Source organism: Kocuria rosea (assembly GCF_006094695.1).
GTDB lineage: Bacteria > Actinomycetota > Actinomycetes > Actinomycetales > Micrococcaceae > Kocuria > Kocuria rosea.
In genome coordinates this window covers 2,031,996-2,044,576 of record NZ_CP035103.1, presented here as the reverse complement: position 1 = coordinate 2,044,576, position 12,581 = coordinate 2,031,996, and the positions used below count along the sequence as shown (strand labels likewise).

7 protein-coding genes are annotated in these 12,581 nt (G+C 74.6%); 4 read left to right on the top strand and 3 right to left on the bottom strand.

Going from position 1 to position 12,581, the window contains the following annotated elements; all coding sequences use genetic code 11:
- Window positions 1-104: 104 nt before the first annotated feature.
- Window positions 105-2,597, bottom strand: a complete 2,493-nt coding sequence (leuS, locus tag EQG70_RS09490; protein WP_109269162.1) for a leucine--tRNA ligase — start codon at window positions 2,595-2,597, stop codon at window positions 105-107.
- Between the two features lie 221 nt (window positions 2,598-2,818).
- On the opposite strand from leuS, the gene EQG70_RS09485 reads away from it, so the two are divergent.
- The 4 genes from EQG70_RS09485 (at window position 2,819) to betT (ending at window position 8,810) form a co-directional block, all read left to right on the top strand.
- Entirely contained in the window at window positions 2,819-3,976 is a 1,158-nt protein-coding gene (locus EQG70_RS09485) for an alpha/beta fold hydrolase (protein WP_109244393.1), read from the top strand.
- Complete coding sequence (locus EQG70_RS09480; RefSeq protein ID WP_109269161.1) at window positions 3,973-5,094, top strand: glycosyltransferase family 4 protein; 1,122 nt, start codon at window positions 3,973-3,975, stop codon at window positions 5,092-5,094. Before EQG70_RS09485 ends, EQG70_RS09480 begins: the two co-directional genes overlap by 4 nt.
- Before the next feature lie 65 nt (window positions 5,095-5,159).
- Entirely contained in the window at window positions 5,160-6,056 is an 897-nt protein-coding gene (locus tag EQG70_RS09475; RefSeq protein ID WP_017832314.1) for a LysR family transcriptional regulator, read from the top strand.
- A 546-nt stretch (window positions 6,057-6,602) separates the two neighbouring features.
- Window positions 6,603-8,810 (top strand): choline BCCT transporter BetT, encoded by a 2,208-nt coding sequence (betT, locus tag EQG70_RS09470; RefSeq protein WP_410200014.1) that lies wholly within the window; start codon window positions 6,603-6,605, stop codon window positions 8,808-8,810.
- 46 nt (window positions 8,811-8,856) lie between these two features.
- Here the strand turns inward: betT and EQG70_RS09465 are convergent, their stop codons facing one another.
- Entirely contained in the window at window positions 8,857-10,338 is a 1,482-nt protein-coding gene (locus tag EQG70_RS09465; RefSeq protein ID WP_017832312.1) for a glutamate-cysteine ligase family protein, read from the bottom strand.
- Between the two features lie 128 nt (window positions 10,339-10,466).
- Complete coding sequence (locus EQG70_RS09460; protein ID WP_035928487.1) at window positions 10,467-12,581, bottom strand: primosomal protein N' family DNA-binding protein; 2,115 nt, start codon at window positions 12,579-12,581, stop codon at window positions 10,467-10,469.

The following is a 12,581-nucleotide window of genomic DNA, read 5'->3' as shown; positions in this document are numbered from 1 at the left end:
GGCCCCCGGTCCGGGCACCGGCTCCCAGGTGCGGGGCGGGGGCTCGGGCCGGGGGCCGGGGGCGGCGGGGCGTCGTCGTCGTGCTCCCGTGCGGGAGCGGCGGCTCAGGCCACGATGTTGACGAGCTTGGGCGCGCGCACGATCACCTTGCGGATCTCGGCGTCACCCAGCTGGCGGCGGATCGTCTCCGAGCCCAGGGCGAGCTCGCGCAGGGCGTCCTCGCCGATGTCGGCGGGCACCTCGAGCCGGTCCCGGACCTTGCCCTTGATCTGCACCACGGCGGTGACGGTGTCGTCCACCAGCAGCTCCGGGTCGACCGCGGGCCAGCCGGCGACGACGACGGAGCCCTCGTGGCCCAGCGCGTGCCACATGTCCTCGGCCGTGTACGGGGCGACCAGCGACAGCAGGACCGCGACCGCCTCGACGGCCTCGCGCACGGCGGGGTCGGCGGGCCCGCAGCCGGAGTCGATGGCCTTGCGGACCACGTTCACCAGCTCCATGGTCTTGGCGATCACCACGTTGAACTTCGCGGCGTCGAGCAGCTGGGCGGCGTCGTCGACGGCCCGGTGGGTGGCCCGGCGCACGGTCAGGTCCCCGTCGGCCGGGTCGGCCCCGGGGTCGCCGGTCACGTCCTGGGCCAGGCGCCAGGCCCGGGCCAGGAACTTCTGGGAGCCCTGCGGGGAGACGTCGGCCCAGTCCACGTCGTCCTCCGGCGGGGAGGCGAAGACCATGGTCAGGCGCACGGCGTCCACGCCGAACCGGTCGAGCTGCTCGCCCAGGTCCACGCCGTTGCCCAGGGACTTGGACATCGCCCGGCCCCCGTTGAGCACCTGGCCCTGGTTCAGCAGCGCCTTGAACGGCTCGGTGAAGTCCACGAGCCCCAGGTCGAAGAGCACCTTGGTGAAGAACCGGGAGTAGAGCAGGTGCAGGATCGCGTGCTCCACGCCGCCCACGTACTGGTCCACGGGCAGCCACTTGCGGGTCTGCTCGAGGTCGAACGCCGCGGTCTCGTCGTTCGGGGAGGCGAAGCGCAGGTAGTACCAGGAGGAGTCCACGAACGTGTCCATGGTGTCGGTGTCGCGCAGGGCGGGGCCGTCGCAGGAGGGGCAGTTCACGTGCACCCAGGACTCGGCCGCCGCGAGAGGGGACCGGCCCTTGGGCGCGAGCTGCTCGCCGCGCAGGTCGTCGGGCAGCCGCACCGGCAGCTGCTCCTCGGGCACCGGCACCTCGCCGCAGGCCCCGCAGTGCACGATCGGGATGGGCGCCCCCCAGAAGCGCTGGCGGGACAGCAGCCAGTCGCGCAGCCGGAAGTTGACCTGGCGGTTGCCCGTCACGGCGGCCTCGACCAGGCCGATGGCGCGCTCGATGGCCTCGGTCTTCTCCAGCCCGGAGAGCTCGCCCGAGTTGATCAGGGTGCCCTCGCCCGTGGTGGCGGTCCCGGTGACGGCGGGGTCCTCCTCGCCGGTGTCGAGCACCGCGCGCACGGGCAGGTCGAAGGTGCGGGCGAAGTCGAGGTCGCGCTGGTCGTGGGCGGGCACGGCCATGATCGCGCCCGTGCCGTAGTCGGCCAGCACGTAGTCCGCGGCCCACACGGGCAGCTTCTCGCCGTTGAGCGGGTTGACGGCGTGGCGGCCCAGGAACACCCCGGTCTTCTGCCGGTCGGTGGCCTGGCGCTCGATGTCGGACAGCGCCTTGACCTGCTCCCGGTAGGCGGCCAGCTCCGCCGCGTGCTCCGGGGCGACGATCTGCCCGGCCAGCTCGGCGTCCGCGGCGACCACGAAGAACGTGGCGCCGTAGAGCGTGTCGGGGCGGGTCGTGAACACGGTGACCTCGCGGTCCGTGCCGCCCTCGCCGGCGCCCTCGATGGCGAAGCGCACGTGGGCTCCCTCGGAGCGCCCGATCCAGTTGCGCTGCATGGCCAGCACCCGCTCGGGCCAGTGGCCCTCGAGCGCGGCCATGTCGTCGAGCAGCCGGTCGGCGTAGTCGGTGATCTTGAAGTACCACTGGTTCAGGGCCTTCTTCGTCACCGGGGTGTGGCAGCGCTCGCACGCCCCGTTGACGACCTGCTCGTTGGCCAGCACCGTCTGGTCCTTGGGGCACCAGTTGACCGGCGAGTTCTTCCGGTACGCCAGGCCCTTGCGGTGGAACTGCAGGAACAGCCACTGCGTCCACCGGTAGTACTCGGGGTCGGAGGTGTGGATCTCCCGGGACCAGTCCGCGCTGATCGCGTAGCGCTGGAAGGAGGCCTTCTGCGTCTCGATGTTGGCGTAGGTCCACTGCGCCGGGTGGGCGTCGCGCTTGATCGCCGCGTTCTCCGCCGGCAGCCCGAAGGAGTCCCAGCCGATCGGGTGCAGCACGTCGTAGCCGCGCTGGCGCCAGTACCGGGCCACCACGTCCCCCATCGCGAAGGCCTCCGCGTGCCCCATGTGCAGGTCGCCCGAGGGGTAGGGGAACATGTCCAGGACGTAGCGGCGCTCCCGCGAGCCGTCGTCGACGGGCGCGTAGACCTGCTGCTCCGCCCAGAACGACGGCCACGCCGCCTCGATGGCACGGAAGTCGTACCCGGTGGTCTCGGTCGTGTGCTGCTGTTCGGTCACGGTCCTCGCCTTCGCGGTCGTGGACCGCCGCCGGCCCCGGAACGGGCGGCGCGCGGTCGCGTGTGCGGCACCCGGGCATCACGGATGCCCGGCGGTGCGCCGACGGTGGTGGAATCCGTCCCATCCTAGCCCAGCGCCGCCCGGCCCCCCGGCCCGCAGGGGCTAGCATCGACAGCGGGCCGGGACGCACCGGGCGCCTGCCGGGCCCGCAGGGAGGAACCATGGCGGCAGCGGCCGGCGCACGGCACGGCGCGGCGGACGGCGGCGGGCCCACCGGCACGGGCCGCGACGCCGACGTTCCGGGCAGCGCGGTGCAGAACCCCTGGGCCGAGCGGCGCAGCATGGTCCTGGACGGGCACAAGGTGCGCTACTGGTTCTACGACGTCGACCGGGCCCCCAAGCCGCTGCTCGTGCTGGTCCACGGCTTCCGCGGCGACCACCACGGCCTGCAGCTGGTCGCCGACCGGCTCCGCGAGCGCTACCACGTGGTCGTCCCCGATCTGCCCGGCTTCGGCCGCTCCGAGCCCTTCCCCGACCGGCCCCACGACATCGCCGGGTACGCGGAGTTCCTGCGCGGCTTCGTGGAGACCCTCACCGACGGCGCGGTGCACGACGGCGCCCCGCACGGGGTCGCCGTGCTGGGCCACTCCTTCGGCTCGGTGGTCGCCGCGCACTTCTCCGCCGCGCACCCGGCGATGGTCGAGCGGCTGGTGCTCGTCAACCCGATCTGCGAACCCGCGCTGGAGGGCGAGCAGGCGCTGCTGAGCCGCCTGACGGTGGGCTACTACCGGCTGGGCCGGGCTCTGCCCCGGCGGCTGGGCCGGCGGCTGCTCTCCAGCTGGCTCGTCACGGACGCGATGAGCGGGGTGATGACCAAGTCGCAGGACCCCCGGGTGCGCGGCTACGTGCGCCACCAGCACCGCGCCTACTTCTCGTCCTTCGCGGACCGGGACGTGCTGCTGGAGGCCTACGAGGCCTCCGTCTCGCACACCGTCGCGGAGGTCGCGATGCAGCTGAGCATGCCGACCCTGCTGGTCGTGGGCGCCCAGGACGAGCTGGGCTCGCTCGCCGCGCAGCGGACCATGGCCTCCTGGATCCCCCGGCACCGCCTCGAGGTCCTCGACGGCGTGGGCCACCTCATCCACTACGAGGCCCCCGGGCGCACCGCCGAGCTCGTCCACGACTTCCTCTCCTCCCCCGCCCCCGAGCCGGTCCCCGGCCCGCCCCCCGGACCGGACGGCGGGCCGCCCGCGCTGCACGCGCAGGCGCCCCCCGCCGACGCCCCCGCCCCCGACACCGCCCCGTTCACCGGTCTGCAGCGCATCGTGCGCCGCGGGCACCGGGCCCGCCGGGACCAGCAGGCAGGACGCCGCCGGTGAGACTGCTCCTGGACGCCCGCTACACCCGTCTCGACCGCCACGACGGGATCAGCCGCTACGGGGCGAGCCTGGCCGAGGCCGTGGCCGGTCTCGCCGGCGCGACCCCAGGGCTGGACGTGGCCCTGCTCGTCAGCGACCCCCGCCAGCTCGCCCTGCTGCCGGGGCTCCCCCACGTCACCGGGCCCTCCCCCGTGTCGGCCGCCGAGGCCGCCACGGCGCTGGTGCTCAACCGGTACGCGCCCGACGTCGTGTTCTCCCCCATGCAGACCATGGGCTCCGCGGGCCGCCGGCACGGGCTGATCCTCACCCTGCACGACCTCATCTACTACGACCACCCCCAGCCGCCCGGGGACCTGCCCGCCGCCGTGCGCGCGGGCTGGCGGCTCTACCACCGGGCCTGGTGGCCCCAGCGGGTCCTGCTGGACCGCGCCGACGCCGTGGTGACCGTCTCGGACACCACCCGCGAGCTGATCGCCGCCCACCGGCTTACCCGCCGCCCCGTGCACGTGGTGCCCAACGCCCCCCAGCCCGGGTCCGTGCTCCCCACCGGGCAGGCCCTGGCACGGCTGCCCCGGCGCGGCCGGAAGCTGCTCTACATGGGCTCCTTCCTGCCGTACAAGAACGTGGAGACCCTGCTGCGCGCGGCCGGGCGGCTCCCGGACCACGAGCTGCACCTGCTCTCCCGGATCTCCCCGGCCCGCCGCGCCCAGCTGGAGGCCCTCGTCCCGGACGGGGCGCGGGTCGTCTTCCACGACGGGGTGGACGAGACCGAGTACGCCGCCCTGCTCGCCGAAGCGGCCGCCCTGGTGCACGCGTCCCGGGCCGAGGGCTACGGGCTGCCGCTCGTGGAGGCGCTCGCTGCGGGCACGCCCGTCGTGTGCAGCGACCTGCCGATCTTCCGGGAGGTCGCCGGGGGCGCCGCCGGCTACGCCGCGCCCGACGACGACGCCGGGTTCGCCGCCGCCGTGCGCGCCCTCGAGGACCCTGCCCGGGCCCGCGCCCGGGTGCTGGCCGGGCTCGAGCGGGCCCGGGCCTACTCGTGGGATGACTCCGCGCGCGAGCTGCTGGCGGTCGCCCGCGGCGTCCACGAGTCCCGCTCCCGGCACCGCTCCCCCTGACCGGACCGTCCTAACGGAGTCCACGAGCCCCCGCGGGTCCTCCGTCCCGCGGCTACGCTGGACCGGTGGAGACGAGACAGCTGGAGGCCTTCCTCGCGGTGGTGGGGACCGGCACCTTCGCCGGTGCGGCCGACGAACTGGGCACGGTGCAGTCGAGCGTCAGCACCAGGGTCCGGGCCCTGGAGCAGGATCTCGGCGTCCGGCTGTTCGACCGGTCCCGCCGCACCGCCCGGCTGACCACGGCCGGGCTGGTGCTCGCCGAGGAGGCGCCGGCCTGGCTGCACCTCGGACAGGACCTGCGCCAGCACGTGCTCGAGGCCGACGGCGGCCGGCGCGGCTCCTTGCGGATCGGCACGATCAACCCCATCAGCCATCTGGACCTGCCGGGGATGCTGGCCGGGTTCTCCGCCGAGCACCCGCACGTGCAGGTCTCGCTGAGAACCGATCCGGCCGGCTCCGAGGGGCTGCTGACGCGGCTGCGGGCCCACGAGCTGGACCTCGCCGTGGTGTCCCTGCCCGCCCGTGCCGTGGTGCACGACCTGGTGACCGCCCCGCTGGCCTCGGGCGCGCTCGTGCTCATCACGCCCTCCGGGCACCCCCTGGCCGCGGACGCCGCCTCCCCGCCCACCCTGGCCGAGCTGAGCGAGCACCCCTGGATCGACACGGCGGCGGGCCAGGCCGTGCGGCACATCGTCGACAGCGCCTTCTCCGCCGCGGGACTGGTCCGCCGGCGGGCGGTGGAGCTCTCGGACCTGACGGCCGTGCCGGACTTCGTGGCCTCCGGCAGCGGCATCGCCATGGTTCCCCGCTTCGTCGTGACCGGCCGATCGGACGTGCGGATCGTGGACTACACCGGTCCCCGCCTGGAGTGGAGCACGGTCCTGGTCCACCGCCGGGGCCGGATCTCCCAGGTCGCCCAGCGGTTCTGGGACCACAGCCTGCAGCACCCCGCTCCCGCCTGACCCTTCCGGGCCGCCGCGCGGACCCAGGGGCCCGCCGTCGTTCCATCGCGGTTGCCGATGATGTCGATCGCCTCTGATCGTTGGACGCGCGGGGACCTCGGCGGGCATCCTGGGGGCACGCCCCATGCCGACCCGGAGGACCTCCCGGGCCCGCTCCCCTCGCCGTGCTCCGGCGCGCCGCCCCGACCGACCCCGGGCGGCCCCGGCGGACGGGAAGCGCCCCGTGGCCTCTGAGCGCACCTCCCGCGGCGACCCGGCACGACGACGGCGCCACGGCCCGCACCGTTGCCGGCCACGGCACCACGCCGGACCGGGCACCCTCCGCAGCCGGCGGACCCCGAACCCGGGGGCCTGCCACCGCCGCCGCACGAGCACGGCCACCAGCGGCAAGGAGCGCAGCAGGCCGGTGCGTCGTCTCCGAGAGGTCCTCGCCCGGTCGCCGGCGCACCGTGCCGCGCCACCCGGACAGCCCCACCCGAGGAAAGGACCGATCGAGTGACGGAAGCAGACGACGACCAGCGGCCGGAGCCCGAGCCGTCGAGGGCGATGGTCGAGCGGGACCGGGTCGGCGCGGCCGTGCGCCGCCGTTCACGCCTTCCCCACGAGGAGCTCCCCCCGATCTCCAGCACCGAGCTGAGCAAGGGCCCGGCCGAGCTCGCCGAGGACCGCGAGCCCCGCGTCAACTGGCGGGTCTTCGTCACGTCCTCCCTGGTCGTCCTCGCGTTCTCGGTCTGGGCGATGGCCGCCCCGCACCACGCCGCGAGCGCCATGCGGGACGTCGTCGGCTGGATCGCGACCAATCTCGGCTGGTTCTACGTCCTCACGGTGACCCTGGTGATCCTCTTCGTCCTCTGGGTCGCCTTCTCCAAGGAGGGCAGCGTCCGGCTGGGCCCGGACCACTCCCGCCCGCAGTACGGGCTCTTCACCTGGGTCGCGATGCTCTTCGCCGCCGGCGTGGGCATCGACATGCTCTTCTACTCGGTGACCGGACCGATCACCCAGTTCGTCGCTCCCCCCGCGGCCGACCCCCGCTCCGCCGAGGCCGCCCAGGACGCCGTGGTCTGGACGATGTTCCACTACGGCGTGGCCGGGTGGTCGATGTACGCCCTGCTGGGCATGGCCATGGGCTACTTCGCCTACCGCTGGGGCATGCCGCTCTCCATCCGGGCCGCCCTGTACCCGCTGCTCGGCCGGCGCGTCCGCGGGACCACCGGCGACGTCATCGACGTCTTTGCCCTGGTGGGCACCGTGTTCGGCGTGGCGACCTCGATGGGCATCGGGGTCGTGCTCCTGAACGTCGGTTTTGCCTGGCTCTTCGGGCTACCGGAAGGCCTGGCGCTGCAGATCGCCCTCGTGCTGGTGGCCGTCGTCATGACGGTCGCGGCCTGCACCTCCGGGGTGGACCGGGGCATCCGGGTCATCTCCGAGCTCAACCTCTGGAGCGCGGGCGCGATGATGCTCTACATCCTCGTCACCGGCGAGACCGCCTTCCTGCTCAACGCCATGGTCGAGAACATCGGCCGCTTCGTCTTCACCCTGCCCGAGCGCACGGTGCAGACCTTCGCCTACGTGGAGGGCGGCTCGGAGTGGATGGGCGGCTGGACGCTGTTCTTCTGGGCCTTCTGGCTGGCGTGGGGACCGTTCGTCGGACTGTTCCTCGCCCGCATCTCACGGGGCAGGACGCTGCGGGAGTTCGTCGTCGCGGCCATCACCGCACCCGTGCTCTGCGACTTCTTCATCGTGACCGTCTTCGGCAACTCCGCCATGTACGAGGTGCTCAGCGGCAACACCGAGTTCGCCCGGCTGGCCGTGGAGAGCCCGGAGCAGGGCTGGTACGCACTGCTCGAGATGTTCCCCGGCGCGGCGTTCCTGATCGGGCTGGCGACCCTGTCCGGGCTGCTGTTCTATCTGACGAGCGCCAACTCGGGTGCGATGGTGATGTCGAACTTCTCCTCGACCATCCCCGACCCGGCGCAGGACGGGGCGAAGTGGCTGCGGATCTTCTGGGCGCTGCTGACCGCGGTGCTCACCATCGCCATGCTCGTGGCCGGGGGCGTCACCACCATGGAGCACGCCACGCTGATCTTCGCGCTGCCGGTGACGGTCATCGCCTTCCTCGTGATGGCCTCCTTCTCGAAGGTGCTGCGGATGGAGCGGGCCGAGCGCGAGGGCCGGACCCTGCGCCGGCGCTTCGACGCGGTCCACGGCGGCCTGGTCCCCGAGAAGACGTGGCGGCAGCGCCTGGCCCGCCTGCGGTCCTATCCCTCGCAGAAGGCCGTCGCCCAGTTCGTCGGGCGCGTCGTGCGACCCGCGCTCCAGGACGTCGCCGACGAGTTCCGCGACCTGGGCCACCAGGCGGAGCTGCGCACGACCCCGAACGCCGGGACCGGCATCGACGAGCACGCGCTCGTCGTGAACATGGCCGACCACCGGGACTTCCACTACCAGGTGGCGGCCGTCCGGGCGCCGGTGCCGATGATCGGGGCCCGCAGCATGTCCCGGGAGACGGACGTCTACTACCGGCTCGAGGTGTTCACCCAGACCGGCAGCGAGGGCTACGACCTGATGGGACTGACCCAGCAGCAGCTGATCAACGACGTCCTGGACCGCTACGAGGCCCACCTGTCGTTCCTGCGGTACTCCACGGAGCACGCCTACGCCTCGGTCCTGACGCCCCCGCAGCCCGCCGCGGCCGATGCGGTCCCGCCACCGGTCCCTGCGCGGGCCGAGGACGTGGAGCCCATCGGCACCTGAGCCCCGCACCGGCGCAGGGGCCCTCCCCGCGGCGCCCGCGTGGCCCCTAGGGCACCGACCAGGTGTGCACCGGCTCGTTCTCGTCCATGTGCTCGGCGTAGGCCTCCAGCATCCGGCGCAGGGCGGTGGGCCGGTCCGCGCCGTGGCGCTCGAAGTGTTCGACCGCCCGGGTCTGCCACACCGCGCCGTTGACCCCCGAGACGCACCGGCCCTCGATGATCCCCAGGTAGCGCTCGCGCACCTCCGGAGCCACCCCCCACTCCTCGAGGCCCTGGTGGGCCAGCGGGAGGAGGTGGCGCAGGACGAGCTCGTCGGCGCTGACCTCCCCGTAGCCGGGCCAGTACAGCCGGGCGTCGATGCCGTCCCGGGCGGCGCGGGTGAAGTTCTCGGCGCAGGCCGGGAAGCTCATCCGGGTCCACACCGGCCGCTCCTGCCGGGCCAGCACGCGCGCGGCCCCGTAGTAGAACGCGGCGTTGGCCATCACGTCGGTGATCGTCGGGCCCGCGGGCAGCACCCGGTTCTCCACCCGCAGGTGCGGCCGGCCGCCCACGACGTCGTAGATCGGCCGGTTCCAGCGGTAGACCGTCCCGTTGTGCAGCCGCAGCTCCGAGAGGTCCGGGGCGATCCCGGCCCGCAGCTTCGCGGCCGGGTCCTCCTCGGAGCTCTCGGCCAGCAGCGCCGGGAACCAGCGGACGTTCTCCTCGAACAGGTCGAAGATCGAGGTGATCCACCGCTCGCCGAAGAACACCCGGGGACGCACCCCCTGGTTCTTCAGCTCCACCGGGCGGGTGTCCGTGGCCTGGGTGAACAGCGCGATCCGGGTCTCGGCGTGCAGCCGCCGGCCGTAGAAGAACGGGCTGTTCGCGCCGAGGGCGATCTGCGGGGCGGACAGCGCCTGGGCGGCGTTCCAGTGCGCCGCGAACTGGGCGGGGGCGACCTGCAGGTGCAGCTGGACGCTGGTGCACGCCGACTCGGGGGCGATCGAGTCGCACCAGGTGTCGACCCGCTCGCCGGTGGGCCCCTCGATCTCGAGGCGGATGTCCTCCCCGCGCGCCACGAAGATGGAGTCGTTGAGCGCCGTGTAGCGGTTGTTGTCGCTGATCCACTCCTGCTCGTAGTGCTCGGGGCGCAGGGTGGGCAGGATGCCGATCGTCACGATCCGTGAGCCGACCCCGCGGGCCGCGGCGTCCGCGGCGTTGAGCGAGGCGCGCAGGTCCTCCTCGAGCTCGAGGGCGGCCCGTCCGGGCAGCGGGCGGGGAGGCACGTTGAGCTCGATGTTGTACCGCGCCAGCTCGGTCTGGTACCCGGGGTCGGCGATCGCGGCGAGCACCTCGTCGTTGTGGAAGTGCGGGTCGAAGCTCCCGTCGACGAGGTTGAGCTCGATCTCCAGCCCCGTCATGGGCCGGTCGAACTCGAACGAGGCGCGGGCGAGCATCTGCTCGAACACGTCGAGGTCCGCACGGACCTTCTCCCGGTAGCGCTGGCGCTGCTCGCGCGTGTAGCTGCGGGAACTGACCTCTTCGCCCACGGTGGCCTCCGACTCCCGGCCGCGGCGCGGCCCCAGGACACCAACCAACCACACCGCGGCCCGTGCGCCAACACCCGGGCGCACCCGCCGCTGCGCCGACCACGGGTGCGCCTGGGCCGGCGCGGTCCTCAGAGCAGGTCGGTGACGTCGCAGCGCACGTGCACCGGGGCGTGCTTGCGCAGCGCGGAGGCCTTCGACCGGGCGGCCCGCAGCCGGCGGGTGACCTCCCCGGCCACGCCGTAGCCGAAGAACAGCAGCGCCCGGTGCGGGGCCGGCTCCCCCTCAGGCCCGGGCTCGTGGTCCTCCAGGGGGGCGGGCCCGATGACCCGCACGGCGGGCGGCAGCTCGAGGTCGGCCAGGAACGCCGCGACCGCCGCGGCCGGGCCCGTCACGGCCGCCGAGCGCACGGCCGGGGGCAGGCCCAGGGACTGGCGCTCCACCAGCTCGCGCTCGGCGTACCCGGCCGGGTCCCACCGCACGAGCGCGCCCACGGCGGCCTCGTGCTCCGCGGTGACCACCACGATCCCGCCGTCCCGGGCGCGGCGCACCAGCGCGGCGGCGTTGAACCACCGGCGCAGCGTCTGCTCCGCGGCGCGCAGGGCGGGGCGCATCAGCATCCGGTTGCCGTCCAGCAGCAGGGCGGCCGCGTAGCCGCCCTCCGCGACCGGCTCGGCGCCCGGGGTGGCCACGACGAGAGCGGGCGTGCCGGGGACGTCCGCGCGCACCGCGTCGCCCGAGGACGCCACGACGGGCACCTTCGGGAACGCCCGCCCCAGCTCCTCGGCGGTGCGCAGCGCCCCGACGGTGACCAGGCGCATCCGGGGGGACCCGCAGGCGGCGCAGGACCAGGCGTGTGCCGAGCGGCCGCACCAGCCGCACCGGGGCACCCCGCGCCGGGACACGACCCCGAGAGGCCCGTCGCAGGCGGTGCAGCGGGCGGGCTCCCGGCAGCGCTCGCACGCCAGGTGCGGGGCGTAGCCGGCGCGGGCGACCTGGACCAGGACGGGGCCCCGCTCGAGGGCCTCGCGGGCCGCCCGGTAGGCCGTCTCGGGCAGCCGGGCCCGGGAGGCCAGCGGGTCCCGGGCGGCGTGGAAGGAGTCGGCGGTGGAGACGATCCGCGGGGCGTGGACGCGCAGCACGTCCCGCGCGGGAGCGATCCGGCGGGCCCACCCGGAGACGACGAGGCGCTGGGCCTCGGGGCTGACCGCGTGACCGGCGAACAGCGCCGCGCACCCGCTGCGCCCGGCGCGCAGCAGCAGCACGTCCCGGACGTGCTGGTAGGGGGCGCGCTGCTCCACGAGGTTCTCGTCGCCGTCGTCGAAGCACGCCACGAGGCCGAGGTCGTCCACGGGGGCGTACGCGGCGGAGCGGGTGCCGAGGACCACCCGCACCTGCCCGGTGGCCGCGGCCAGGAACGCCCGGTAGCGGGGCGTGGGCCCGTCCTCGGCGTGCAGGCGCACCAGGTGCTCCCCGCCGATCTCGTCCGCGACCGAGCGCTCGAGCCGCGCCAGCGCCTTCTGGTCCGCGACGACGGCGACCGCCCCGCGCCCGGCCCGCCACGCCGCGCCGATCGCGGCGGCCAGGACGTCCGTCCAGTCGTGGGCGGGATGGGCGGGGAGCACCTCGACGACGGCCCGCGGGGAGGCCCCCGCCGCCAGCTCCGCCAGGAACTGCGCACCGCCGGCGTAGTCCGCCAGCGCGGCGTCGTGGGAGGGACCCGGGGCGTGCGGGGACAGCCCGGTCGAGTGGCCGGGCACCTCGGCCAGCCGCTGCTCGACCTCCTTCTCCACGCGGGCGACGCGGGGCGGGACGGCCACCCGGACGACGTCCGCGGCCGTGCCGGCCGAGCGGGCGGCGACGTCCTCGGCCAGCCGCGCGATCTCCGGGGCGAGCACGGGCAGCGGGGACAGCACCCGGCGCAGGGGCTGGATCCGGTGCATGACCTCGGACTCGCCCGTGCGCTCGAGCACGAAGCCCGTCAGCTCCTGCCCGCCGAAGCCGACCTTGACGCGGGCGCCCGGCACCGCCGCCCCGGCCAGCTCGGCCGGCACGAGGTAGTCGAACGGGCGGTCCAGGTGCGGGACGTGGGTGTCCAGCAGCACCCGGGCCACGGGGTCGTGCTCGGCCGGCAGCACCGCGCCCACGCCCTTGGCGTCCTCGCGCGGGGGCCGGGGCGGGAAGCCCGAGAGGAGCGACAGCTGCCGCGGGCCCTCCGCGGCGTCCCCGGCGCCCTCCGGGTCCAC